Genomic DNA, 24,959 nt, shown 5'->3' on the forward strand with positions numbered 1-24,959 from the left:
TCTATCGTTTAATAAAATTTTAAAATATACTTAGTTTTTAGTGCGTACTTATCTTTCGGATAATGTCTTAAGGATTCCGGCAAGTTTACCTCCACCAGATTTAAGTCCGGAAATAACATTTTTCGCTGGAGATTGTAACAATCCGATGATTTCTCCAATCATTTCCTCTTTAGACTTAATGCTCACTAAAGCATCCAAAGTTTCATCACCCACATAAATTGCTTCCTCTACAAAAGCACCTTTCAATAAAGGTTTATTGGATTTTTTCCTGAAATTCTTAATAAGTTTTGCCGGAGCATTACCTACTTCAGAGAACATTAAAGAGGTATTCCCCTTTAATACTTCGGAAGTTCACCAAATTCCTTTTCGGAAGCTTCCATTGCCTTTGCAAGCAATGTATTTTTAACTACTGCAAGTTTAATATTTGCCTTAAAACAAGCTCTTCTCAAATCAGAGGTTGTTCCTGCATCCATTCCGAGAAATATCCGCTAGATAAATAATGGAATTTTCACCCAACTGCGTAGTTAAATCTTGTATAACCGTTGCTTTTTCTTCTCTTGTCATAATTGATATTTTTAACTAGCAGTGCTTAAACTGACTTTGGGTCTAATTGAACGCTAGGACTCATAGTGCTAGACAAGAAAATACTTTTCATGTATACACCTTTTGCAGCAGTTGGTTTCATCTTGTTCAAAGTTTCCAATAACTCTTTTGCATTACCTGCAATTTTATCAGGGGAAAAAGAAACCTTCCCGATTGCAGCATGAACAATACCCGTCTTATCAACTTTAAAATCAATCTTACCAGCTTTAACCTCAGATACCGCCTTAGCAATATCCATAGTCACTGTACCCGTTTTTGGATTGGGCATTAAACCTCTTGGCCCTAGAACACGTCCCAAAGGTCCAAGTTTACCCATAACGCTTGGCATAGTGATGATTACATCAACATCTGTCCAACCATTTTTAATTTTATCCAAATATTCGTCCAATCCAACATAGTCAGCACCTGCTTCTTTAGCTTCGGCTTCCTTATCCGGAGTCACCAAAGCCAATACTTTTAAATCTTTACCGGTACCATGAGGAAGTGTCACCACCCCACGTACCATTTGATTCGCCTTACGGGGATCTACACCCAAACGGACAGCTATATCAACAGATGCATCAAACTTTGTGCTTGTTATTTCTTTTACTAAAGCAGAAGCCTCTTCCAAAGAATAAAGTTTATCCTTTTCAATTTTGGAGTGCGCTTCCTTTTGCTTTTTTGTCAACTTTGCCATTTAATTGCTTTTTAAGATTTTAAAAAGGTCTTTTACCTGCAACCTTCATACCCATTGAACGAGCAGTACCGGCAATCATACTCATAGCCGATTCTATCGTAAATGCATTAAGGTCTGCCATCTTATCTTCGGCTATTGCCTTGATTTGATCCCAGGTTACACTACCCAATTTTACTCTGTTAGGTTCGCCAGATCCTTTTTTAATCTTAGCCGCTTCCAATAGCTGAACTGCCGCTGGTGGTGTTTTAACGACGAAGTCAAAAGACTTGTCCTTGTAAACGGTGATAACAACTGGTAAAACCTTACCTTGTTTGTCCTGTGTACGAGCATTGAACTGCTTACAGAACTCCATGATGTTAACACCGGCAGCACCTAAGGCGGAGTCCAACCGGTGGCGATGGATTCGCTGCACCTCCCCTAACTTGTAGCTTAACTACTTTACCTACTTCTTTTGCCATTGTTTAAAATTAAATTGAAAGTGTGTTAATGGAAGCAACACAACTTTTAAATATGTAACAATTATCTTAAATCTTTTCTACCTGCATATAGCTTAACTCCAATGGTGTTTTTCTTCCAAAAATCTTTACCATTACTTCAAGCTTACGCTTTTCTTCGTTTATCTTTTCCACGGTACCATTAAAACCATTAAAAGGACCATCGATAACCTTAACGGTTTCACCAAATACAAAAGGTATAGCCACACTATCCGTATTCACGGCCAACTCATCTACCTTACCTAGCATCCTGTTTACCTCAGACTTTCTAAGAGGCACTGGATCACCGCCTTTGGTTTCACCTAAAAAGCCAATAACATTGGTTATGGATCGAATAATGTGAACCATCTCACCTCCCAAATTGGCTTTTACCATAATATATCCCGGAAAATAAACCCTTTCCTTATTAATTTTCTTTCCGTTCCTAATTTGAATTACTTTTTCAGTTGGAACCAAAACTTCTTCCAAATAATCGGAAAAACCATGACGCTCCACTTCACTCTCTATGTAGCCTTTGATTTTGTTTTCCTGACCACTTACAGCTCTTACTACATACCATTTCTTTTCCAATACTTCTGACATAGAGCTCAAATTAGTTTAATACGTAATCAAAATACAATTGAACTACTTTGCTAAAGACCGTATCCACACCCCAAGTCGCCAATGCGAAAATGATTGAAAAAACTGCAACCACTACCATTAAGTTTGAGGCCTCAGCCCTGGAAGGAAGGGTAACATTATTCCTTAGTTCTTCAACGGATTCTTTAATATATGTAAGCATCTCTACTGTATTAAGTTTCAAAAATTCAGGATACCGCCTATCCTAATTTTCCAATTTTGGCACGGGAGGAGAGACTCGAACTCCCGACACCTGGTTTTGGAGACCAGTGCTCTACCAACTGAGCTACACCCGTATTTGCGTATCATAACTTCTCATATGACACGCCTTTATATTTACATTTAAAGGTATCCGTCAAAAGACGGACACCCTTAAAATATATTATTGCATTAAAAGATTGGATTAATCCAAAATCTTAGTCACCTGACCAGCTCCAACGGTTCTACCGCCTTCACGGATAGCGAAACGAAGACCTACGCTAAGCGCGATTGGCTGAATCAAATCTACAGTAATTGTAAGGTTATCACCTGGCATTACCATCTCAACACCAGAAGGCAAAGAAATATTACCGGTAACATCAGTAGTTCTTACATAAAACTGTGGACGATAGTTATTGTGGAATGGAGTGTGACGACCACCTTCTTCTTTTTTCAAGATATACACCTCAGCTTCAAACTTAGCATGTGGCTTAACAGATCCTGGCTTACAAATTACCATTCCCCTCTTGATATCAGACTTCTCAATACCTCTTAATAAGATACCAACGTTGTCACCAGCCTCACCTCTATCCAAAATCTTACGGAACATCTCAACACCAGTAATAGTAGAAGATAATTTCTCAGCTCCCATACCAATGATATCTACAGCGTCTCCAGTGTTGGCAACACCTGTTTCTATTCTACCAGTTGCAACAGTACCACGACCAGTGATAGTGAATACATCCTCAACAGGCATCAAGAAAGGCTTATCAACATCTCTCTCAGGCAATTCGATCCAGTTATCAACTGCCTCCATCAATTCCATAACAGTATCAACCCATTTTTGTTCACCGTTCAATGCACCTAGAGCAGAACCGGAAATAACGGGACCATTGTCACCATCATACTCGTAGAAAGAAAGCAATTCCCTTACTTCCATTTCAACTAGCTCCAACAATTCCTCATCGTCAACCATGTCTACTTTATTCAAGAAAACAACGATTCTAGGAATACCAACCTGACGACCTAAAAGGATGTGCTCACGAGTTTGTGGCATAGGACCATCTGTAGCGGCAACAACCAAAATAGCACCATCCATCTGAGCGGCACCAGTAACCATGTTCTTTACGTAATCCGCGTGACCTGGACAGTCAACGTGCGCATAGTGACGGTTAGCAGTTTGATACTCAACGTGTGATGTATTGATTGTGATACCTCTTTCTTTTTCCTCCGGAGCGTTATCGATAGAATCGAAACTTCTCTTTTCAGAAAGACCTGCGTTAGACAGAACCTCTGTGATAGCAGCAGTCAATGTAGTTTTACCGTGATCCACGTGTCCAATAGTACCAATATTTAAGTGCGGTTTGGAACGATCGAAAGTTTCCTTTGCCATGTTTATTGAATTTTAATCTTAGTTTATATTAGTGTACAAATTTATACCTTAATTGAGCCAATGACGAGATTTGAACTCGTGACCTCTTCCTTACCAAGGAAACGCTCTACCCCTGAGCTACACCGGCGTAAAGTGTTGAATCCACCTCGCTGATGGATTCCTGCCTTCGCAGGAATGACAATAAAGTCAAGAAAATAGAGCGGGAGACCGGGTTCGAACCGGCGACATTCAGCTTGGAAGGCTGACGCTCTACCAACTGAGCTACTCCCGCTTATTAATTTTCAAAATTTCATTTAAATACTGATAGTCAAAGCTATGTGGGGAGAGCAGGATTCGAACCTGCGAAGACATAGTCAGCAGATTTACAGTCTGCCCTCGTTGGCCGCTTGAGTATCTCCCCGCTTTACCAGTATTTTAAGAACTTCGGAGCCGATGGAGGGACTCGAACCCACGACCTGCTGATTACAAATCAGCTGCTCTAGCCAGCTGAGCTACATCGGCACTTTTCATACTTTTTTTAGCATAAAAAAGTCCGCTATTTCTAACGGACTGCAAATGTATAGATTTATTTGTTTTTTCAAAACAAATTTCAAAAAATTTTATTCATGCATTAGCTCTTAATTTTTCCTTTCTCTTTATCAATTTTCTCTCCAATGAACTGCACGCTGTATCCACTGCCTCTTCAAAGGATTTGCACTGCTTTTTTACCATGAAATTATTCTTTGGAACATTTAACTTAATTTCCACAATCTTGTTCTCTTTAGAACTTGTATTCTCAACCTTTAAATAAACATCGGAACTGATGACCTTGTCATAAAAAGTCTCCAGCTTATCCAAACGGTTTTGCAGAAAATTAATCAATTTAACATCTGCATTAAAATTAACGGATTGTGCGTTTACTTTCATAAGCTAAAATTTTAATGCCCCTTTTTGATGCTTAAGGGACGGAATTAAACAATCTATTTGTTTTTCCCTCTAGGGTGGGAAGAAGCATGTATTCTTTTCAACTCCGCTATACCATTATGTGTATAAACTTGCGTGGATGCCAAACTAGCATGACCTAACAATTCCTTTACCGAATTCAAATCTGCACCTTTATTTAAAAGATGCGTAGCAAAAGTATGCCTCAAAACATGTGGGCTCCTTTTAACCTTAGCGGAAACCTTTCTAAAATACTTATTTATAATTCTATAAACAAGGGTTTCATATATTTTATTGCCCTTATTGGTCAACAATAAAAACTCTGAATTCTCGCCTATAAACAATGAGTTTCGTTCGGATAAATAATGCTTAAGAAGTGTAATGGATTCCTCCAACAAAGGAATAATACGCTCCTTATTTCTTTTCCCCAAAACCTTTATAGTTTTTTCTACAAGGTCTACATCCTTAAGTTTAAGATTTACCAATTCCGCCCTTCTTATACCTGTAACATATAAAATGTGAATCACAAGCTGATCTCTCTTACCTTCGAAATCATTGGAATAACTTATTTCATTTAGCACTTGTTCCATTTCAATTTCAGAAAACGGAGTCTCCAACTTTTTAGGAGTCTTCAAAGCCTTATGCTTGGCAAGAGGACTTGTTTTAATTGCCTCAATCTTTTGCAGGAATTTATAGTATGCCTTAAGGGAGGCAATTTTTCTATTAATCGTCCTATTTGAAATACCGGTATCCGACAAGGAAACTACCCAACTTCTGATAATGTTGTACGCTACCGAATCTATGTCCTCAACCTCAATCTCGGACTTACAAAAATCCTGAAACTCCAAGAGGTCTTTTCCATAGGCTCTATACGTATGTTCAGAATATTTTTTCTCTAAAGAAAGATAGTCCAAGAATTGATTTAAAAACATTTACCAAAGTTAGGAATTGCATTAGAAAAAATACCTAAAACAAAAAATCCCGCATGATGCGGGATTATAATTTTCTTTGTATCAATTTCTAAATTTCCTCTTGGTCCCTCAGACTTTGAATATATTGTGCTTTTTGTATTTGAGCTCTTCGCTCAACAGAAGGCTTAGTAAACTGTTGACGTTTTCTCAACTGCCTCATTGTACCTGTCTTGTCAAACTTTCTTTTGAAACGTTTTAAAGCTCTGTCTATGTTTTCTCCTTCTTTTACTGGTATAATTAACATGGGCTACAACCTCCTTTCTTTTGTGATTAAGGCCGCAAAGATAAAAACTAATTTAATATGGACAACTTTATTTAATTTTTTGATGAAAAAATCACTCTTTAGTTTGTTGCAGGACGATATTCCTTTTTATCTATGATAATTTTGGCAATAATCTCTCTTAATATCTCTGAAGTACCCCCACCTATAGGTCCCAATCTGCTATCGCGTAATAAACGGGCCATGGGGTAATCTTCGATGTATCCATAACCACCCAAAAATTGAAGACATTCATAAGCGACCTCATCGGCCATTTTGGTGGACTTAAGTTTGGAAATGGTTGCTTCCTTTACCACATACTCCCCTTTATCCAGTCTACCGGCCACATAATAATTATATTGTTTACAGATTTCAATATCAGAATGAAGATCTACTATTCGATGGCGCAATGCTTGAAATTGGTTTATGGTTTTACCAAAAGCCTCTCGCTCAGACATATACTGCATCGCATATTCCAAAGCATATTCTGCCCTTGCATGGGCATTGACTCCCATAATCAATCGTTCCAAGCTGAAATGCTCCATGATATAAGAAAACCCCATATTCTCTTCTCCCATTAAATTACTCGCAGGAACTTCAACATTGTCAAAAGCCAATTCCGCCGTATCCGAGGCACGCCAACCAAGTTTATTCAATTTGTTCGCTGATACACCTTTACTTTTGCGATCTACCACAAAAATGCTGATTCCCTTGTTACCCAAACTGGTATCCGTCTTAGCGGCAACTACCATATAATCCGCATAAACTCCATTTGTGATAAACGTTTTGGAACCATTTAAGACATAAATGTCCCCTTTTTTGACCGCCGTTGTTCTCATTCCCGCAACATCACTTCCCCCAAAGGGTTCCGTGATACAAAGACAGCCTATCTTTTTCCCTTCTACACTGGGTACCAAATACTTTTCTTTAATTTCATCGCCTGCCTCTTTGTTCAGATGAGTCATTGCGAGATAGGCATGTGCCCGGATAGCTGCGGCGAAGCCCCCGGAATTAATCTTTTGCAACTCTTCTAAAAGGATAACGGTATAAAAAATATCCAATCCCAAACCACCAAACTTTTCAGGAGTGGCCGGACCGAAATATCCCATCTCACCAAACATTTCCCAAATGAATCTTTCAATAGTCCCGGTTTTCTCCCATTCTTCTATATGGGGAACAACTTCCTTCTGCAAAAAATCATTTAGGCTCTGCCTAAATAAAATATGTTCCTCAGTGAAGTACATACTGTTCATAGCATTATTTTTTGAGCGACAAATATAATGGAATTCTATCAATCCGATCTGCTGGAAAATTCTCGATTTGAATCAATTCCCCAAAGGATAGGATTTCACCTTTTTCATTTCGGTACCTTACAATTCCTTCCGCTACGCCTCTAGATATGTATACTATTTTGGATAGTTCCCATGCCGTTGCCGTATTAATATCTATCTTTTGAATTTCGGGTACTTTTAACACCCTATACTTTTTAAGAATACGCTCGGCGACTTCAGGCTTTAGCGCATAAACGTCATACAATTGCTCGTCCACTATAAACCCACCTAATCTATCCCTAAATTTTAGTATTCTCTCGGAGAGGATATCTCCAATCCCATTAATGCTTTTTAATTCTTCTAGAGTTACCTGGTTTAAATCCTTAACCACAACTGATGACGGTTTATTCTCTTTCTCCTGCTTTGTAACATCCTTCAAATTGTTTCTTTGATTATTTACCCACTCAGGAAATTTAAAATAGGGTGATATTAGATTTAGAATGGAATCCGATACACCCGTCACTTTCTGAAACTCTTCCTTCGTATTTACAAATTGATCATCATCCCTATACTTATGAAGTCGGTCAATCTCTTCTACCGACATACCCAATGTATATCCTTTATAGTCAGATATGAAGTTTGGATTGAAAGGGAACATATTCAATGATTCCTTTTTTTCTCCTTCTTCCTTTAGGCTATCTATTTTTACTTGTATATCATTATCCAATATCAACGGAGCGGAATATACTTTTGAATAATGTTGATACAACCAGTAAAGAAGTTTGAACCAACACTATTAGGAATACTAAAAAGAAAATCCCACTTCGTTCCTGTTTAGTAAACTTGAAGTGGGATTGTTTCAATGCTGTAAGATTAAAAGACTATTCAGTAACTGCCTTGACCTTAAGTTTAATGGCGTCCATGTATTTTTTAAGTTCACCCTTCACCTTTGGTGCCAATATTACAATTCCTACCATGTTTGGCACCATCATACCAAAAATCATGGCATCTGAAAACCCAATTACAGAACTCATACTCGCCGAGGCCCCTACAATTACAAATAGACAGAAAATAATTTTATAGGTATACTCTGTTTTTTTAGTTCGTCCGAAAAGATATGCCCAAGCTTGGTATCCATAATACGACCAAGAAATTTGGGTACTGAAGGCAAAAAGTACAACAGCAACCGTCAAAACATAGGGAAACCAACTAATGACAGAACCAAAAGCTCCGAGAGGTTAACAAAATGGCATCCGCATCATTCAACCCAGCATTTCCTGGATCCACATTTCCTGTTATAATAAGTACCAATGCAGTCATTGTACAAACTACTACGGTGTCTATAAATGGTTCCAATAGAGCTACTAGACCCTCGGATGCCGGATATTTTGTTCTTACCGCGGAATGGGCAATAGAAGCAGAACCGACACCCGCTTCATTAGAAAAGGCCGCTCTCCTAAACCCTTGAATCATTACCCCAACAGCACCACCAACAATTCCTACCGGTGCAAAGGCACCTTGAATGATTTCATTAAAGGCCCAACCGATCATATCAAACTTGGCAATTAATACAAAAAGAGATGCACCAACATAAATAATTACCATAAATGGCACGATTTTGTCTGTCACTTTAGCAATCGATTTAATTCCTCCAATAATTACGATACCAACCAAAATAGCCATAATTAATCCAAAAGCCCATCTGTAGCCATAAAGAAAGGATTCGGTACCACCAGTCATACTTTCAAAAAGCTGTACCGCCTGATTCACTTGGAACATATTACCTCCGCCAAAGGATCCCCCAATACACATAACGGCAAAAGCACCTGCCAGCACCTTACCTAAACTCTTGTTTTTCAAACCTTTGTTCAGGTAATACATAGAGTCCTCCAAAAATGGTTCCATCCTTGCCTACATCCCTATATTTTACACCTAGGGTACATTCCACAAACTTTGAAGCCATCCCTAAAAGTCCGGCAATAATCATCCAAAAAGTGGCACCGGCCCCACCAATGGAGACCGCAACGGCAACGCCTGCGATATTTCCCGCACCAACAGTAGCTGAAAGCGCCGCCGTAAGTGCCTGGAAGTGGGATACCTCTCCATTGGAACTTTCATCCCTAATAGTGTCCAATATATCACCATCAACCACAATCTCATCTTTGTTATCCGCCAAGTGCTTATCCGGACTCTCCACTTTGTTCATATCTACACCAGCGGCAATACCATCCTCACCATATAATTCCTTGGCCCCATATTTTTCAATATCCTCGTATTTCCCCATTACAACTTTAATGGCTGTCAATACACCGGTAAAGTTGATGAACCTGAAATAAAAAGTAAAAAACCCTGCTCCTAATATTAGCGGAAATAGTACCCAATAAATTTTGATATTTTCAGAAAAAGGTATCTGATAAAAAATAAAGTTTACGAACCACCCTGTAAGATCTCCGAAAACTTTATCGATTTTTTCATCTATTCCCATTTCACCAGCCTCTTGGGCCATGGATAAAAACGGTAACATGAAAGAACAAAAACTCAGAAGTTTATACTTCATACTTTTTTCTATTTTTTAGTTAGTTGGTTGGCAATATCACAAAAAAAAAGAACCCAATCAAATAATAACGTTGAATTAACTCAGCTCAATATGGAACATTTCGTTCAACTTTCTTATTTGTTCCGGCCTACCCAAAACAATCACTTTGCTTTTTGGCTGTAACTGAAGGTCTGCTTCCGGATTAATTATGTATTCGCCATCCGGGGCTATATATCCTATAATGGTACAACCTGTTTTCTTACGTAAGTCCAAATCCCGCAATGAATTGCAGTCCATTTGATCCGAGAAGTCCTCAATAGCCACCTCTTCCAAATTGGTTGTATGCTCCCCTTCTACCGATAATTTATCCATAAAGGTTATAAGATCGGGCATTACGACCAAGGAGGCCATATGATCCCCGCCAATTTTATCGGGCATGATAACCTTGTTGGCACCGGCCAATTGCAATTTTCGCTGAGAAGTGACTTGGGAAGCCCTACTTATAATAAAAAGGTTAGAATTCAACTGACGTGCAGAAAGCACTACAAAAAGATTCGCCGCGTCGTCCGGAAGTGTAACAATCAAATATTGCGCCCTTTCTATTCCTGCTGCAAGCAATACTTCATCTTCATTGGCATCACCTTCCATAAAAAGGATCTCGTCTTCGAATTTTTCCAAAAGCTCTTTGTCCCTTTCTATGACCACAAAAGGCTTTTTATATGCTTTTAACCTCTCTGCGGCCTGCATTCCATTACGTCCAAAACCACAAACTACTACATGGTCCGTTAACTTATCAACTGTATTTTTCACTTTCTTCAATTTTAAAATTTGAGGATTATTTCTGCTCAATAAATATTCTGTAATTACCGAAATGGCAAAACCAACAATGAAAACACTTGTAACAATCAATATAACGGTAAATATTTTCCCTTCCACTCCCATTGGACGGACTTCGGAGAAACCAACGGTTGTTACCGTAATGATGGTCATGTAAAATGCATCTATCCAAGAATAATCCGCTATAAGCCTATACCCCAAAACCCCAAAAAGAAGGACGGCAAGCATTAACATAAGTGCCAGGTAAATTTTAGAGCGAAATAATTTTATCATAGTTATAAATCAAAAACGGATGTTCTTTTGGTGTAGATCAAATCTTTAATTTTTAGCCAAAATGCCAAAAACAGATAAAGGGCAAATCCAAATCCAAGGGTTACAAATGTTAAATAGATGAAAGAAGTACGTACAACCCTGGCCCTAATACCAAGCCGATCCGCAATTCTTCTACAAACCTCGAAACCCCTTTTCTGTAGATAATGCAATAAATTATACAAAATGTTCATAAGGATAAAATTAGGATTTTAAATTCAATAAATTAGTCCCAACAGTACACTTCAGACATTTATTCTTGGTGCAATAATTGCTGTACAATTGCAAGAGCGACTGACTCTCAAAAGCCGAATCCACGGACAAACCCAAAAGCTTAAAATTCTCGATTATACTATTTTTCTCCTCCTTTATATCTTGAATCAAGAAAAGTAAGGAATCCGAATTATAGTTCCCTTTACTTCTAAAATAACAGAACCTAACAGGGATTAACGTATTTATAATCAAAAGGTCTATGAATTTCTTGGAAACTATCTTACGGGAATTTTTTGATTTTTTTCCAAAATTGAAATGCGTATCCCAATAGGAACTCGCACTTATTCTAAATCGTTTGTATATTTCCTCGGTAGAACAATAAACCAGTTCATTGAACAAATTATTGGAGCCTGAATATAACATAGCGAATTGAGAAAGGCGTATTGTAGGAAAATTTAATGGCCTCAATTTAAAAAAGGAAGCTTTGGGCGACCTGAAAGTACCCAAATCATATTTGGAACTTAAGTATCTATAAGAGTTCTGTAGTTCTATATAATAGGAATCCAAAATATCGTCTGTTTCGAGCAGTCCTGTCATACCAAAAAAAAGACTTTCAAGTTCCAAAGGTTTCCCTATCAGGTGCCTTACTTGCGAAAAATTCAAATCCTTCCCCAACTGAAAAAATGCCTCTCCATTTATTTTTGAGCCGAAGTTCTTTAACAACATCGTAAATAGAACCTTTTCCCAGTCATTATTAAACTCTTCCAATAGATGTATGATGACCTGGGACTTTTCCTCCAACCTCTCCAAATATAATCGGTCTTGCCAATTTTTAAAATTGAATTCCGAAACTTCACATATGTCCTTACCGCAATTAATGAATTGACCGTCATTTCCCTTCATTAACTTTTGATATCCATTCAATAATTGGGGGTCAATAAGATCTTTTAATTCAAACGTAGGTATTTCGGTCCCCTCCTTTCTATAAACCGATACATCATCGTTCCATACAACATGCAGAATCACATTGTCGTAATTTCCATCACTCTCATGATGATGTGCGTACCAGTCCGATGCATTTACATGAATCTCAACATTGCCGGCCCAAAGTTGTTTTCCTATTCGGACTTGAGCATTAAAAAAATCCGGACCACTTAAATGATTATGCGTACCTGAATGAACAATTGACAAATCCTCACCGAAGTGACCTTCAATCCATGCTTGGGAAATTTTTTATAGTTCCGGATATAGTGAAGTAAGTCTTCTCGCATTGGGCAGAATTAAAAAGACCCGCACAAAGCGGGTCTACAATTTAAGTATTTAAATTTGTTTTTATTCGGCTATCTCGCCTTCCCAATTCATGAATCCACCCTCCAGGTTGTATGCATTTTTAAAACCAAGACTATTCATAATGGCACAAGCTTGACCAGATCGGTTACCGGATCTGCAGTACACATAATAATTCTTTGATTTGTCCAACTTCTCCAGTTCGTCTATAAAGCCTTGCCCCTTATAAATATCTATATTGGTAGAGCTTGGAATATAACCGTCCTCTACTTCGGTTTCGGTACGTACATCTAAAATGACGGCATTGGAGTCATTTTCCAATTGTGAGGCCCATTCCTCCTGCGATAAATCTGCCATAAGTATTTTTTTCAAAAATAATGGATCTGTCTTAAATCGATAAAAAATATTTTAACAAAAAATTAAAAGCTAAATAATAGGAAGATAATTTTTAATATCCATACATTTGTATATACAAATATTGTTTATACATGAATGTTGAGGCGATAATTAAAACTAAAAAAGATATTCCCTTAGAGGCAAGGACAATTATTCACTTGACTTTGGTCTACAATAAAATCAATGAGGAAATGACCGTTACTCTAAAACCATTTGGAATTTCGATTCAACAATTTAATGTGTTGCGAATTTTAAGAGGTCAAGGAGATCAACCTGCAAATCTGTCAACCATAAATGATAGGATGGTGACCAAAATGAGCAATACCACTCGTTTGGTGGATAAACTGCTTGCCAAGAATTATGTCGTAAGAAATGTATGTCCACAGAACAGAAGAAAAGTCGAAATAAAAATTACTTCCAAGGGATTGGAAGTTCTAAATGAGATTGATGGCATAAAATTTGAAATGGAGAAAAACATCCTGGCAAACTTTACAGCAGCTGAGTTAAAGGAGCTTAATAGTTTATTGGATAAATTTTAATAAAATGAAAAATATAATTGAGGATTTAAAATGGCGCTATGCTACTAAAAAGTTTGATAGTAACAAAAAAGTAAGTGCGGAGGATTTAGAAACCTTACTTGAGGCCACTAGGTTAAGCGCTTCCTCGTACGGGCTTCAACCCTATCATATTTTTATAATTGAAAATAAGGAACTTAGGGAAAAACTTAAACCTTTCTCCTGGAACCAATCACAGATTACGGATGCGTCGCATCTTATCGTATTTGCCAATAAACAGTCCTTTGGAGAAGAGTTGGTAGACGAATATTTGGATAATGAAACCAGAACAAGAGGACTCGCCAATGAAGCCGTGCAAGGTTATTCGGATTTCATGAAATCAAAGTTGATGGGTTTACCGAGATGACGTTAAAAGTAGTTGGACATCCGAGACAGGTGTATTTAGCCCTAGGTAATGTAATGACGGTTGCTGCCTCTATGAAGATAGATACATGTCCTATCGAGGGGTTTGAAAATGAAAAATACAATGAAATTTTAGAGTTGAAAGATTCCAACCTCAATGCCGCAGTGGTTTTGGCCATTGGTTACAGGGCAGAAACTGATAGCACCCAACATTTACCCAAAGTGAGGTATACAAAGGAAAAATTATTTACCCATTTATAAACAATCAGTATTTATTCTAACAATTAAATTAAACAAATGAAAAAGACAGTTTTTAGTATTGCAATGGCATTGGTATTCGGATTTTCCGCTACGGCCAAATCTCCAATTGATGGGGAGAAAAAAGAAGTGAACGTAAAAGAAAGCAAAATTACTTGGAAGGGTTATAAGGTAACAGGTTCTCATGAGGGGACCATCAACCTTAAATCTGGTCATTTAGTAATGGATGGTAATAAATTGACAGGTGGAGAGTTCGTTGTAGATATGACCTCAATTACCAACTTGGATATGGCTGCAGGAGAAGGAAAGGAAAAATTGGAAGGACATTTGAAATCCGATGATTTTTTTGGTGTAGAAAACTATCCAACAGCAAAATTGGTGATTACCTCTGCGGAGTCAATGAACAAAAACTCCTATTCCGTTAAGGGTGATTTGACTGTTAAGGGGAAAACGAATCCCGTAACCTTCGTTGTTTCCATTTATGAGAACAAAGCTACTGCCACACTTAAGGTCGACAGAGCCAAATACGATGTTCGTTACGGTTCAGGTAGTTTCTTCGATAACCTTGGTGACAAAACCATTTATGATGAATTTGACTTGGTGGTGGATTTGGCCATATAGTGGTTAAATTTTTGCGAATAATCAAGTAAGAATATTAAAAAACCCTCTTGAAACAATCAAGAGGGTTTTTGTTTTTTTTTAGAAAGAAAATTTGCGACTTACATTTTCCTTTCTATATTTACGGCAATGAAAGAAATAAAAAATATCTCGGTGGTGGAATAACTTACGTCGACAATCGTGAGCTAGTACTCCATTTAAATAATATAGAGGCTTGTCATCACGACAGGCCTTTTTTAATTTTAATATTTTCCATGTCATATACGCTTAAGACATATTCAAAGAAAATACTGGCAGACACTATTACTCCAGTCAGTGTTTATTTAAAAATCAGGGATAAATTTCCCAACAGTATCCTATTGGAGAGTAGCGACTACCATGCTAACGACAATAGCTTCTCCTATATCTGTTGTAATCCCATAGCATCAATAAAAATCCAGGATGAAACTATCTCCAAGGAATGGCCGGATGGTTCAAAAGAAAGTTTGACTATCGATAAGAATGTAGACGTCATTCAAGAGATTGACCAATTTGGTAAAAGTTTCAATGTAACCGATCAAGATTTTAAATTCATCACCAATGGTCTCTTTGGTTTTATGGCATATGATGCGGTTCGTTATTTTGAGGATGTTCAAATATCGAAAAAGCAAAATTCTGTTGAAATCCCGGATGTATTTTATGCCGTTTACCAAAATATAATCGCCATAAACCACTTTAAAAATGAGGCCTATATTTTTGCCCATTGTTTTAATTCTGAAAATAATATTGCCGAGATAGAACGCCTATTGAGTGTGCGTACCTTCGCTTCCTATAATTTCTCTAAAGAAGGTGCCGTAAAAACGAACTTAGCGGACGGGGAATACAAGGAACATGTGGAGTTGGCTAAAAAACATTGTAAAAGAGGCGATGTTTTCCAGCTAGTTTTGTCCGAGAAGATTCTCTCAAAAATTCAAGGGTGATGAATTTAATGTATACAGGGCTTTACGCTCCATTAACCCCTCCCCTTATCTTTTCTTTTTTGATTATGGTGATTTTAAAATATTTGGAAGTTCTCCGGAAGCACAACTTATTGTAAAAAATGGAAAGGCAGAAATTCATCCCATAGCCGGAACCTATAAACGTACCGGTAACGATGAAAAGGATGCTGAACTCGCCAAAAAATTGGCCCAAGATGATAAGGAGAATAGTGAACATGTAATGTTGGTAGATCTGCCAGGAACGATTTAAGCCGAAATGGAAACTTGGTCAATGTGGATACCTTTAGGGAGGTACAGTATTTTTCCCATGTAATCCACTTGGTTTCCAAAGTAACGGGAATGAAAAAAGGAGACATTTCAACTTTAAAGATAGTGGCGGATACGTTCCCTGCAGGAACTTTGAGCGGAGCCCCTAAACACATGGCCATGCAGCTTATAGAAAAGTACGAAAAAACCAGTCGAAGCTATTATGGTGGAGCCATCGGGTTTATGGATTTCAATGGAAATTTTAATCATGCTATAATGATTAGAACCTTCCTTAGCAAAAATCACGAACTCCATTTCCAAGCGGGAGCAGGGCTAGTAGCCGCTTCTAATGCTGATGATGAACTTCAAGAAACCTATAATAAACTCGGAGCTTTGAACAAGGCCCTTGAAATTGCAGAAACTATCTAGATGGCACGTAAGATATTAATGATTGATAACTATGATAGTTTTACCTATAATTTGGTACACTATCTTGAGGATTTAGGTTGTGAAGTCGTTGTAAAACGAAATGACCAGTTAAGTTTGGAAGAAGTAGCGGATTACAACGAAATTGTACTTTCCCCGGACCGGGCATCCCCGATGAAGCCGGGTTGTTGAAACCCATTATAGAAAAATACGGCCCTACAAAACGAATCTTTGGAGTTTGTCTAGGACAACAAGCTATTGCAGAGGTTTTTGGTGGGTCTTGGTGAACCTAGACCAGGTATATCATGGAGTAGCCACCAAGATAAAAATTACTAAGGACGACTATATATTCGATGGCATTGAAAAGGAGATTGAAATTGGAAGGTATCATTCTTGGGTAGTAGATCCAAAATTACCTGAATGTTTAGAGGCAACCTCCATCGATGAAAACGGACAGGTTATGTCCTTACGACATAAGGTTTACGATATTAGGGCCGTGCAATTTCATCCGAGAATCGGTTCTTACCCCTAGTGGAAAACAGCTATTAGAAAACTGGTTAAAGTATTAGCCCATGAAAGAAACGCTAAATAAACTGATCAATCACGAAATCCTTGAAAAAGAGGATGCCAAACAAATATTGGTCAACATAGCAAAAGGTGATTATAACACCAGTCAAATTGCTGCCTTCTTGACTGTTTACATGATGCGAAGTGTAACCATTGAAGAATTGGAAGGGTTCCGGGATGCATTGCTAGATTTATGCCTAGCCGTGGATTTATCCGAGTATAACCCTATTGACCTGTGCGGTACAGGAGGAGACGGAAAAGATACCTTCAACATTTCCACATTGGCTTCATTTGTCACCGCGGGTGCCGGTGTAAAAGTGACAAAACATGGAAATTATGGAGTCTCATCTAAATGCGGTAGTAGTAATGTGATGGAGTTTTTGGGTATCAAATTTAGTAATGAACCTGACTTTCTAAGAAAATCCATTGAGGAAACAGGAATTTGTGTACTTCATGCGCCACTTTTTCATCCCGCTATGAAAAATGTGGCACCTATACGAAGGGAATTAGGCGTAAAGACTTTCTTTAACATGCTAGGGCCCATGGTGAATCCGGCATTTCCTAAGAATCAAATGGTGGGAGTTTTCAACTTGGAATTGGCTAGAATGTACGGCTATCTATATCAGAATACGGATAAAAATTTCACGGTACTACATGCCTTGGATGGTTATGATGAAATCAGCCTAACGGGTGAGACCAAGACTATCTCCAATGGTTCCGAAGGTATTTTGAAGCCCTCTGATTTTGGTGTATCAAATGTAGCTGCCTCAGAAATAGAGGGAGGTGAAGACGTATCAGAATCCGCTCAAATTTTTATGAATGTGTTGAACGGCAAAGGGACGGAAGCCCAAAATAATGTGGTCTGTGCCAATGCGGGTATCGCCATAAGTACAGTACGTAATATCACCCCAAAGCAAGGTTTTGAGTTGGCCATGGAATCCCTTAAAAGTGGTAAGGGACTTACTGCCCTAAAAAAATTACAAGCAATTAGCGCGACATGAATATTTTAGATAAAATAGTTGCGGACAAGCGAAAGGAAGTAACTTTAAAAAAATACGTTATACCTTCCCAACAATTAGAGAAATCTGTTCTTTTTGAGCGAAATACAAATTCATTGTCCCAAGCTTTGAGAGATAGTAATACTGGGATTATAGCGGAGCACAAAAGGCGTTCCCCATCCAAAGCCACAATAAATCAGAATACAAATGTTGGACAAGTTGCTAAGGGATATAAAACGGCAGGCGTTTGTGGAATGAGTGTGCTCACCGATATTAAATATTTTGGAGGTTCCATCGAAGATCTTTTATTGGCAAGGGCCTCCGTAGATATCCCCCTGTTACGAAAGGAATTTATTGTTGATGAATATCAACTTTTGGAAGCTAAGGCCTATGGAGCAGACGTCATCTTACTGATTGCGGCCGTGCTTTCTGAAAAAGAAATTAAAGAACTATCCAATTTTGCCAAAAACTTAGGATTGGATGTTTTGTTGGAAGTCCACAACGAGGAAGAATTGAAGAGATCCATCATGCCTAGCTTGGATATGTTAGGTGTTAACAACAGAAACCTTAAAACCTTCGAAGTGAGTTTGGATACCAGTAAGGAGCTTTCCGACCTCATTCCGGATGATTTTGTAAAGGTTTCCGAAAGTGGAATTAGCACCATTGAAGCCATAAAGACTTTGAAAGAGTTTGGTTATAAAGGTTTTCTCATCGGTGAGAACTTTATGAAAACTGACAATCCAGGAGCAAGTGCGGCAGACTTTATTCAGCAATTAAAATGAAACTAAAGATTTGTGGCATGAAAGATAATCCCGAAGAGGTTGCGCAACTGCAACCTGATTATTTGGGATTCATCTTTTGGGAACCATCCTCACGCTATTTTGATGGGGCAGTTCTACAAATAGCTTCTGCTATTGAGAAAATTGGGGTTTTCGTAGATGCAGATTTGTCTTCTGTTCTGGAACACATAAAAAAATATAATCTCCAAGGTGTGCAATTGCATGGAAAGGAGACTCCCGAATACTGCAAAAAACTCAACAAATTAAAACAAAAACTCGATTTTAAAATTATTAAGGTTTTTTCGGTAAAAGAGAAGTTTGACCTTTCAGTTTTAAAAGAATATGAAGAGGTGTGCGATTATTTTTTATTTGACACCAAAGGAAAACTTCCAGGGGGAAATGGTTTTACGTTCGATTGGTCTTTATTAAAGGACTATCCATCATCCAAACCTTATTTTCTAAGTGGAGGTATTGGACTTGAAAATGTGGAAGAAATTAAAGAGTTTATGCGAAGTCCCGAATCCAACTATTGTTATGCCCTTGACGTAAATAGCAAGTTTGAGGAAAAGCCCGGATTAAAAAATATTGAGAAATTAAAAGAATTTAAATCGCTACTTAGCATTTAAACCATGTGATTATGACATATCATGTAGATGAAAAAGGATATTACGGTGAATTTGGGGGAGCATTTATCCCTGAGATGTTGTACCCTAATGTGGAAGAATTACGCCGAAGTATCCGGAGATAATGAACGAGGAATCCTTTCAAAAGGAATTCCAGCAATTATTAAAAGATTATGTGGGCCGCCCATCCCCGTTGTATTTTGCACAAAGGCTTTCCGAAAAACATGGAACCAAAATTTATTTGAAAAGGGAAGACCTCAACCATACTGGTGCCCATAAAGTGAATAACACCATTGGTCAAATACTAATGGCAAAAAGATTGGGGAAAACGCGCATTATTGCAGAAACAGGAGCAGGTCAGCACGGAGTAGCCACAGCAACGGTATGTGCATTAATGGGCATACAATGCGTGGTCTATATGGGTGAAATTGATATTGCACGCCAAGCACCAAATGTTGCCCGTATGAAAATGCTAGGCGCCGAAGTGCGACCTGCAACATCGGGCAGCAAGACATTGAAAGATGCTACCAACGAAGCCATACGAGATTGGATCAACAACCCTGTGGACACGCATTATATCATTGGGTCTGCTATTGGATCACACCCCTACCCCGATATGGTAACTCGTTTCCAATCCGTAATTTCTGAAGAAATAAAATGGCAGTTAAAGGAAAAAGAAGGCAGGGAAAATCCTGATTATGTTGTTGCCTGTATTGGAGGTGGCAGTAATGCGGCAGGAACCTATTATCATTTTTTAGATAATCCGTAGTGGGTATCATCGCGGTAGAAGCTGCAGGTAAAGGAATTGATTCCGGGGAAAGTGCTGCCACATCTGCATTAGGGAAAATTGGAATCATCCATGGTTGTAAAACGATGTTGATGCAAACCCCCGATGGTCAGATTACCGAACCTTATTCTATTTCAGCAGGATTGGATTACCCAGGAGTGGACCCATGCATTCCCATCTTTATAAATCGGGTAGGGCAGAATTCTATTCCGCTACAGATGACGAGGCCATGACCGCAGGTTTGGAGCTTTCGCAATTGGAAGGAATTATACCGGCCATAGAATCGGGTCATGCTTTTGCCATTTTTCAGCACAAAAAATTTAAACCGGACGATGTTCTTGTCATAAGCCTGTCGGGCAGAGGCGATAAAGACTTGCAGACTTACATTGATTATTTTAAGCTAGCCTAAATCATGAACAACAGAATATTAAAAAAATTAAAATCGGACAAAAAACTATTGTCCATTTATTTCACCGCTGGATATCCTTCTTTAAACAGCACCTTACAAATCATCGAAGATCTGGAAAAAAGCGGAGTGGATATGATTGAAATAGGCCTTCCCTTTAGTGACCCACTTGCTGATGGCCCCACTATTCAAGAAAGTTCTACAGCTGCATTAAAAAATGGAATGACAACGGAAATACTATTTGATCAATTAAAGGATATCCGGAAAACCGTTTCCATACCCTTGATCATTATGGGATATTTTAATCCGGTACTACAATTTGGCGTGGAAAAATTTTGTCAAAAATGTAAAGAAACTGGAATAGATGGACTCATTTTGCCCGACCTTCCCTTGGACGTATATGAATCTGAATACAAAGAGATTTTTGAAAAATATGGATTGCTGAATACGTTTTTGATTACCCCACAAACAAATGATGAACGTATTCGTCAAATTGACAAAGCCTCAAATGGATTTATCTATATGGTAAGCTCTGCGAGTGTCACAGGTTCCAAATCCGGATTCGGGAGTGAACAGGAATCATATTTTGAGCGAATTGCTTCTATGGGTCTTATTAACCCGCAAATTGTAGGTTTTGGCATCAAGGATGCAACCACCTTTCAACAGGCAACCCAAAAAGCGAAGGGTGCTATCATAGGATCCGCATTTATAAAACATCTTACCCAAAATGGAACTGAAAAAATCAGTGAATTTGTAAATTCAATAAAAAAATAAATTTATTTGTCCCCCCTTTGTCTGTTTGAAACGTCATACTTGTGAGTAATAACTTTTAAAAACAAAAAACATGAAAGAATTTATGATGATTTTTATCGGGGCTGATTACAAAGAAATGGGTCTATCCCCTGAGGAAATGCAGAACCGAATGGGGAAATGGTTTGCGTGGGGAAACAAAATGGAATCCGCTGGTATTTTAAAAGGTGGAAATGCTTTAGAAAGCTCCGCAAAATGTATTTCCGGAAAGGATATGAATCGTTACCGACGGACCATTTGCGGATGCAAAGGAAATTATTGGTGGATATTATATCGTCGATGCCAAAAACGCGGATGAAGTGGTTGAAATTGCCCAAGACTTTCCTGATTACGACCTAGGTGGTACCGTAGAAATTAGGGAAATTATGGTGTTTGACAAGTAATAATGACACTAGAATCTAAAATGGACCATCTTTTTCGTCACCAGTACGGAAAGATGGTTTCTATTTTAACACGCATATTCGGACTTTCAAACTTAGAACTGATTGAAGATGCGGTACAAGACACCTTTCTAAAAGCCAGCATAAAATGGCGGAATAATATTCCGGAAAATCCTGAAGCCTGGTTAACGACAGCTTCAAAAAACAGGGTAATTGATTTGCTCAGAAAATTAAAATCCGAGAGCGCCAATATTGAAAAATTAAGCCGAGGGACTTCCTCAATATCAATAAACAACCTATTCCTAGCCGAAGAAATTGAAGATAGCCAATTACGCATGATATTTACGGCCTGTCACCCTTCGCTAAAACCGCAAGATCAAATAGCATTTGCCTTAAAAACAATATCAGGCTTCAGCGGAAAAGAAATTTCAGGTGCCCTATTATTAAATGAGGATACCGTAAAAAAACGGTTACAGCGAGCAAGGCGTACTATAATGGAAAAGAAAATTTCCTTTGACTTCCCCGACTCAAAAAGTCTACAAGTACGTTTAAACAGGGTTCATGAAGTTATCTATTTAATTTTCAATGAAGGCTTCCACTCTTTTAAAAAGGACACTTTAATACGGCAAGAACTTTGCGGAGAGGGATTACGACTATGTAAATTGATTTTAAAAAAACCCGAATTCAGAACCAGTGATGGTTACGGTCTATTTGCATTGTTATGTTTTCATGCCTCTAGGATAGAAAGTAAAGTTGGTAAACTGGGAGAGGTCATTGACTTAAAAAATCAAGACCGAAAGCTATGGCACAAACCTTTAATTGACTTGGGTAAAGATGCCCTATTAAAATCCTCAGAATTTGCCAAAGTTTCCTCGTTTCAAATTGAAGCTTCAATAGCCCTGGAGCATGTGATTGCCAAGTCCTTTTCAGATACCAATTGGGACAGAATCCTTCAACTTTACAAAACACTATACAATTTCAATAACTCACCATATACACTTCTTAATCAATCTATTGTCTTAATTCAATTAAGCAAAACAAAAGAAGCAAGGGAATTATTAGACAATATTAATCCCGACAAATTAGAGCAAAGAAGTTATTTGTATTATGGTACAATGGCCGAATGTTATTTTTTAGAAAAGGATTATATACAAGCACTTAGTTTTATAAATGAAGCATTAAAAAAAGTATTAAATAAGAGTGAAAGAACATTTTTAGAAGAAAAAAAACTTTTGATTGAGAATAGTATGAAGTAATCCTATACTTTCTGAAAATCATCTTTTAAATGTATCTTAATAAACAACTTGCATTTAAACTAAGTAATTTATGAAAGCTATTAACGATTGGAAAATCATCATCCTATTGTGTTTAACTCTAGGTTTGGCACCCTTTTTTCCAGAACCACATATTTGGGGCAAGATAAAATGGATTATGGGAGGGGCCAAAGGAATGGCATTTATGGATTGGTTTGATGTTCTCCTTCATGGTTTCCCTTATGTGCTACTAATCAGAAAAATTATCCTTAGCCTAATAAAAAAATAGTTTCAATTTAATTGGTAGCCCTATCTTTAAGGATTATTTGACTAATCCTTTTGAGCAGAACACCAATGAAAAAATTATTATCCCTATTACTTTTTTTTACTGTATTATTTGATGTTGTCGGACAGGATTCTACGGCTTTAAAATCAAAGGTCAGGAAGACAATTGATGAATTAAAAGATTTTGTAGCCATTCCCAATGATGCTTTAAATTCGGATGATATAGACAATAACATTCTATGGCTTCGGAATAAATTCAACGCTCGTGGTTTTAATACCAGCATTCTTGAAACGGAAGGGCTTCCCTTGTTCTTTGCTGCACTACCCATGGACGATAGCAAACCCACAATTCTTTTCTACATGCATTTTGACGGCCAATCCGTTGACCCGTCCAAATGGGATCAGAAAGACCCATATGAGCTAACCTTGAAGTCAATGGTCGATGGGCAATGGAAAGAAGCTCCATTTGAAGATTTGAATAGTGATATTAATTATGAATGGCGTTTGTTCGGTCGTTCTGCTTCAGATGATAAAGGTCCCATCGTAATGTTTCTAAACACTATTGATTTATTGAAGGACAATAATATCAATCTTCCATTTAATGTAAAAGTGATATTGGATAGCGAGGAGGAGAAAAGTAGTGCTCCGTTGCCCGAAGCCGTTAAGACCTATAGAGAACTATTGGAGGCTGATTTTTTAATGATCAATGATGGGCCCGTTCACGCATCGGGAAAACCAACGGTGGTTTACGGATGCCGTGGTATAACTACATTATCGCTTACCACTTTTGATCCAATCAAACCCCAACACAGCGGGCATTATGGAAATTATGCACCAAACCCTGGCTTTATCCTGTCAAAATTATTGGCTTCCTTTAAGGATGATGGAGGTAGGGTTGTTATACCGGGATACTATGATGGAATTAACCTGGACGATGCCACCCAAGCCATTTTGAAAAGTGTTCCGAGACGACGACGCCGAAATAAAAGAACGACTCCAATTTAAATCGGCCGATAAAGTAGGAGCGTTTTATCAAGAATCGCTACAATATCCGAGTTTAAACGTTAGGGGATTAGGCGCAGGATGGGTTGGCGCCGAAGCAAGAACCATAGTACCTGCATCGGCTACAGCGGAGTTGGATTTAAGGTTGGTGCCCGAATCGGATGGAAACCGACTTAAAAAATTGGTGAAAGACTTTATTAGAAATCAAGGATTTTATATTACGGATACTACCCCAACAAAGGAAGAACGCTTAAAATACGACAAAATCATCATGGTCACAGAAGGTTCCGTAACCAATGCATTTAGAACTGATTTAACAAACCCATATGGCTCCCATATCGTTAACATCCTAAAGAACAAGTTTGCAGACGAAGTGGTTCAAATACGAATTATGGGAGGAACCGTTCCCATTGCCCCATTCGTCAATGAACTCAAAGTTCCAGCGTTTCTAGTACCATTGGTTAATCCTGATAACAACCAGCATAGTCCGAATGAAAATCTAAAAATCGGTCAAATTGCCTATGGAATACAGACTTTGTATGCGCTGTTGAGTACGCCCATTGAGCCATGAGCCCATCATTTAACATTCACTAACAAAGGTTTAATGGGGCCTTAACTGAAATCCCTCTTTGTTTTCCCTATATT

Annotated in this window: 27 protein-coding genes, 5 tRNA genes and 6 pseudogenes; 17 read left to right on the top strand and 21 right to left on the bottom strand. The window is 38.1% G+C overall.

Going from position 1 to position 24,959, the window contains the following annotated elements:
• Nucleotides 1-48 precede the first annotated feature (48 nt).
• The 21 genes and pseudogenes from rplJ to NYZ99_RS13675 form a co-directional block, all read right to left on the bottom strand.
• Nucleotides 49-564: pseudogene (gene rplJ / locus NYZ99_RS13575) on the bottom strand (50S ribosomal protein L10).
• A gap of 25 nt (nucleotides 565-589) precedes the next feature.
• Nucleotides 590-1,279, bottom strand: coding sequence for a 50S ribosomal protein L1 (gene rplA / locus NYZ99_RS13580; protein ID WP_260571687.1), 690 nt, complete (start codon nucleotides 1,277-1,279; stop codon nucleotides 590-592).
• A 19-nt stretch (nucleotides 1,280-1,298) separates the two neighbouring features.
• Nucleotides 1,299-1,737 (bottom strand): annotated as a pseudogene (gene rplK, locus NYZ99_RS13585) (50S ribosomal protein L11).
• Between the two features lie 66 nt (nucleotides 1,738-1,803).
• A complete protein-coding gene (nusG, locus tag NYZ99_RS13590; protein WP_260571688.1) occupies nucleotides 1,804-2,355 on the bottom strand; it encodes a transcription termination/antitermination protein NusG in 552 nt (183 codons plus the stop codon).
• A gap of 10 nt (nucleotides 2,356-2,365) precedes the next feature.
• Nucleotides 2,366-2,554, bottom strand: a complete 189-nt coding sequence (secE, locus tag NYZ99_RS13595) for a preprotein translocase subunit SecE (RefSeq protein WP_099545812.1) — start codon at nucleotides 2,552-2,554, stop codon at nucleotides 2,366-2,368.
• Between the two features lie 57 nt (nucleotides 2,555-2,611).
• Nucleotides 2,612-2,687 (bottom strand) — tRNA-Trp (locus NYZ99_RS13600).
• Between the two features lie 107 nt (nucleotides 2,688-2,794).
• Complete coding sequence (tuf, locus tag NYZ99_RS13605) at nucleotides 2,795-3,982, bottom strand: elongation factor Tu (RefSeq protein ID WP_260571691.1); 1,188 nt, start codon at nucleotides 3,980-3,982, stop codon at nucleotides 2,795-2,797.
• Between the two features lie 55 nt (nucleotides 3,983-4,037).
• Nucleotides 4,038-4,109 (bottom strand) — tRNA-Thr (locus NYZ99_RS13610).
• A 71-nt stretch (nucleotides 4,110-4,180) separates the two neighbouring features.
• A tRNA-Gly gene (locus NYZ99_RS13615) sits at nucleotides 4,181-4,253 on the bottom strand.
• Nucleotides 4,254-4,300: 47 nt separating this feature from the next.
• Nucleotides 4,301-4,382 (bottom strand) — tRNA-Tyr (locus NYZ99_RS13620).
• Nucleotides 4,383-4,409: 27 nt separating this feature from the next.
• Nucleotides 4,410-4,483: transfer RNA gene (locus NYZ99_RS13625), tRNA-Thr, on the bottom strand.
• Between the two features lie 102 nt (nucleotides 4,484-4,585).
• Nucleotides 4,586-4,888 (bottom strand): ribosome hibernation-promoting factor, HPF/YfiA family, encoded by a 303-nt coding sequence (hpf, locus tag NYZ99_RS13630; protein WP_260571694.1) that lies wholly within the window; start codon nucleotides 4,886-4,888, stop codon nucleotides 4,586-4,588.
• Between the two features lie 53 nt (nucleotides 4,889-4,941).
• On the bottom strand, nucleotides 4,942-5,835 hold the full coding sequence (locus NYZ99_RS13635; RefSeq protein ID WP_260571697.1) for a tyrosine-type recombinase/integrase: 894 nt from the start codon (nucleotides 5,833-5,835) through the stop codon (nucleotides 4,942-4,944).
• A gap of 88 nt (nucleotides 5,836-5,923) precedes the next feature.
• The gene (gene rpsU / locus NYZ99_RS13640; protein WP_138259555.1) at nucleotides 5,924-6,118 is read right to left on the bottom strand and encodes a 30S ribosomal protein S21; all 195 of its coding nucleotides are present in this window, start codon (nucleotides 6,116-6,118) and stop codon (nucleotides 5,924-5,926) included.
• A 98-nt stretch (nucleotides 6,119-6,216) separates the two neighbouring features.
• Complete coding sequence (locus NYZ99_RS13645; protein ID WP_260571703.1) at nucleotides 6,217-7,386, bottom strand: acyl-CoA dehydrogenase family protein; 1,170 nt, start codon at nucleotides 7,384-7,386, stop codon at nucleotides 6,217-6,219.
• Nucleotides 7,387-7,390: 4 nt separating this feature from the next.
• Nucleotides 7,391-8,173, bottom strand: coding sequence for a ComEA family DNA-binding protein (locus NYZ99_RS13650; RefSeq protein ID WP_420845128.1), 783 nt, complete (start codon nucleotides 8,171-8,173; stop codon nucleotides 7,391-7,393).
• A 112-nt stretch (nucleotides 8,174-8,285) separates the two neighbouring features.
• A pseudogene (locus tag NYZ99_RS13655) lies at nucleotides 8,286-9,961 on the bottom strand (alanine/glycine:cation symporter family protein).
• Nucleotides 9,962-10,036: 75 nt separating this feature from the next.
• Nucleotides 10,037-11,050 (bottom strand): potassium channel family protein, encoded by a 1,014-nt coding sequence (locus tag NYZ99_RS13660; protein ID WP_260571705.1) that lies wholly within the window; start codon nucleotides 11,048-11,050, stop codon nucleotides 10,037-10,039.
• A 2-nt stretch (nucleotides 11,051-11,052) separates the two neighbouring features.
• Entirely contained in the window at nucleotides 11,053-11,280 is a 228-nt protein-coding gene (locus NYZ99_RS13665; protein WP_125223759.1) for a PspC domain-containing protein, read from the bottom strand.
• A gap of 10 nt (nucleotides 11,281-11,290) precedes the next feature.
• Entirely contained in the window at nucleotides 11,291-12,490 is a 1,200-nt protein-coding gene (locus NYZ99_RS13670) for a DUF2851 family protein (RefSeq protein ID WP_260571709.1), read from the bottom strand.
• Between the two features lie 141 nt (nucleotides 12,491-12,631).
• Nucleotides 12,632-12,943, bottom strand: coding sequence for a rhodanese-like domain-containing protein (locus NYZ99_RS13675; RefSeq protein WP_260571711.1), 312 nt, complete (start codon nucleotides 12,941-12,943; stop codon nucleotides 12,632-12,634).
• 131 nt (nucleotides 12,944-13,074) lie between these two features.
• Between NYZ99_RS13675 and NYZ99_RS13680 the strand changes: the two genes are divergently transcribed.
• The 17 genes and pseudogenes from NYZ99_RS13680 (at nucleotide 13,075) to NYZ99_RS13755 (ending at nucleotide 24,885) form a co-directional block, all read left to right on the top strand.
• The gene (locus NYZ99_RS13680; protein WP_260571712.1) at nucleotides 13,075-13,521 is read left to right on the top strand and encodes a MarR family winged helix-turn-helix transcriptional regulator; all 447 of its coding nucleotides are present in this window, start codon (nucleotides 13,075-13,077) and stop codon (nucleotides 13,519-13,521) included.
• A gap of 4 nt (nucleotides 13,522-13,525) precedes the next feature.
• Complete coding sequence (locus NYZ99_RS22025; protein WP_338039019.1) at nucleotides 13,526-13,903, top strand: nitroreductase family protein; 378 nt, start codon at nucleotides 13,526-13,528, stop codon at nucleotides 13,901-13,903.
• Nucleotides 13,900-14,160: a nitroreductase family protein gene (locus NYZ99_RS22030; protein WP_338039020.1), complete on the top strand. Its 261-nt coding sequence runs from the start codon at nucleotides 13,900-13,902 to the stop codon at nucleotides 14,158-14,160. The genes NYZ99_RS22025 and NYZ99_RS22030 overlap by 4 nt, the downstream gene beginning before the upstream one ends.
• Before the next feature lie 36 nt (nucleotides 14,161-14,196).
• A complete protein-coding gene (locus NYZ99_RS13690; RefSeq protein ID WP_260571714.1) occupies nucleotides 14,197-14,778 on the top strand; it encodes a YceI family protein in 582 nt (193 codons plus the stop codon).
• A 251-nt stretch (nucleotides 14,779-15,029) separates the two neighbouring features.
• Nucleotides 15,030-16,427 (top strand): annotated as a pseudogene (locus NYZ99_RS13695) (anthranilate synthase component I family protein).
• Nucleotides 16,428-16,993 (top strand): annotated as a pseudogene (locus NYZ99_RS13700) (anthranilate synthase component II).
• A 3-nt stretch (nucleotides 16,994-16,996) separates the two neighbouring features.
• Nucleotides 16,997-17,992 carry an anthranilate phosphoribosyltransferase gene (gene trpD, locus NYZ99_RS13705; protein WP_260571716.1) on the top strand — a complete coding sequence of 332 codons (996 nt, stop codon included), beginning with the start codon at nucleotides 16,997-16,999 and terminating at the stop codon, nucleotides 17,990-17,992.
• A complete protein-coding gene (trpC, locus tag NYZ99_RS13710) occupies nucleotides 17,989-18,771 on the top strand; it encodes an indole-3-glycerol phosphate synthase TrpC (protein ID WP_260571717.1) in 783 nt (260 codons plus the stop codon). Before trpD ends, trpC begins: the two co-directional genes overlap by 4 nt.
• Nucleotides 18,768-19,394, top strand: coding sequence for a phosphoribosylanthranilate isomerase (locus tag NYZ99_RS13715; protein ID WP_420845129.1), 627 nt, complete (start codon nucleotides 18,768-18,770; stop codon nucleotides 19,392-19,394). The genes trpC and NYZ99_RS13715 overlap by 4 nt, the downstream gene beginning before the upstream one ends.
• 11 nt (nucleotides 19,395-19,405) lie before the next feature.
• Nucleotides 19,406-20,587, top strand: a pseudogene (gene trpB / locus NYZ99_RS13720) (tryptophan synthase subunit beta).
• A 3-nt stretch (nucleotides 20,588-20,590) separates the two neighbouring features.
• Complete coding sequence (gene trpA, locus NYZ99_RS13725; RefSeq protein ID WP_260571721.1) at nucleotides 20,591-21,358, top strand: tryptophan synthase subunit alpha; 768 nt, start codon at nucleotides 20,591-20,593, stop codon at nucleotides 21,356-21,358.
• Between the two features lie 70 nt (nucleotides 21,359-21,428).
• Nucleotides 21,429-21,692 carry a YciI family protein gene (locus tag NYZ99_RS13730; protein ID WP_260571722.1) on the top strand — a complete coding sequence of 88 codons (264 nt, stop codon included), beginning with the start codon at nucleotides 21,429-21,431 and terminating at the stop codon, nucleotides 21,690-21,692.
• Nucleotides 21,667-21,777 (top strand): YciI family protein, encoded by a 111-nt coding sequence (locus NYZ99_RS13735; protein WP_260575246.1) that lies wholly within the window; start codon nucleotides 21,667-21,669, stop codon nucleotides 21,775-21,777. Before NYZ99_RS13730 ends, NYZ99_RS13735 begins: the two co-directional genes overlap by 26 nt.
• A gap of 20 nt (nucleotides 21,778-21,797) precedes the next feature.
• Nucleotides 21,798-23,030, top strand: a complete 1,233-nt coding sequence (locus tag NYZ99_RS13740) for an RNA polymerase sigma factor (protein WP_260571724.1) — start codon at nucleotides 21,798-21,800, stop codon at nucleotides 23,028-23,030.
• Between the two features lie 70 nt (nucleotides 23,031-23,100).
• Nucleotides 23,101-23,316, top strand: coding sequence for a hypothetical protein (locus NYZ99_RS13745; protein ID WP_260571725.1), 216 nt, complete (start codon nucleotides 23,101-23,103; stop codon nucleotides 23,314-23,316).
• A 65-nt stretch (nucleotides 23,317-23,381) separates the two neighbouring features.
• The gene (locus NYZ99_RS13750) at nucleotides 23,382-24,317 is read left to right on the top strand and encodes a M20/M25/M40 family metallo-hydrolase (RefSeq protein ID WP_260571727.1); all 936 of its coding nucleotides are present in this window, start codon (nucleotides 23,382-23,384) and stop codon (nucleotides 24,315-24,317) included.
• Nucleotides 24,271-24,885 (top strand): peptidase dimerization domain-containing protein, encoded by a 615-nt coding sequence (locus tag NYZ99_RS13755; protein WP_260571728.1) that lies wholly within the window; start codon nucleotides 24,271-24,273, stop codon nucleotides 24,883-24,885. Before NYZ99_RS13750 ends, NYZ99_RS13755 begins: the two co-directional genes overlap by 47 nt.
• Nucleotides 24,886-24,959 lie beyond the last annotated feature (74 nt).

This window comes from Maribacter litopenaei (assembly GCF_025244665.1).
Taxonomy (GTDB): Bacteria; Bacteroidota; Bacteroidia; order Flavobacteriales; family Flavobacteriaceae; genus Maribacter; species Maribacter litopenaei.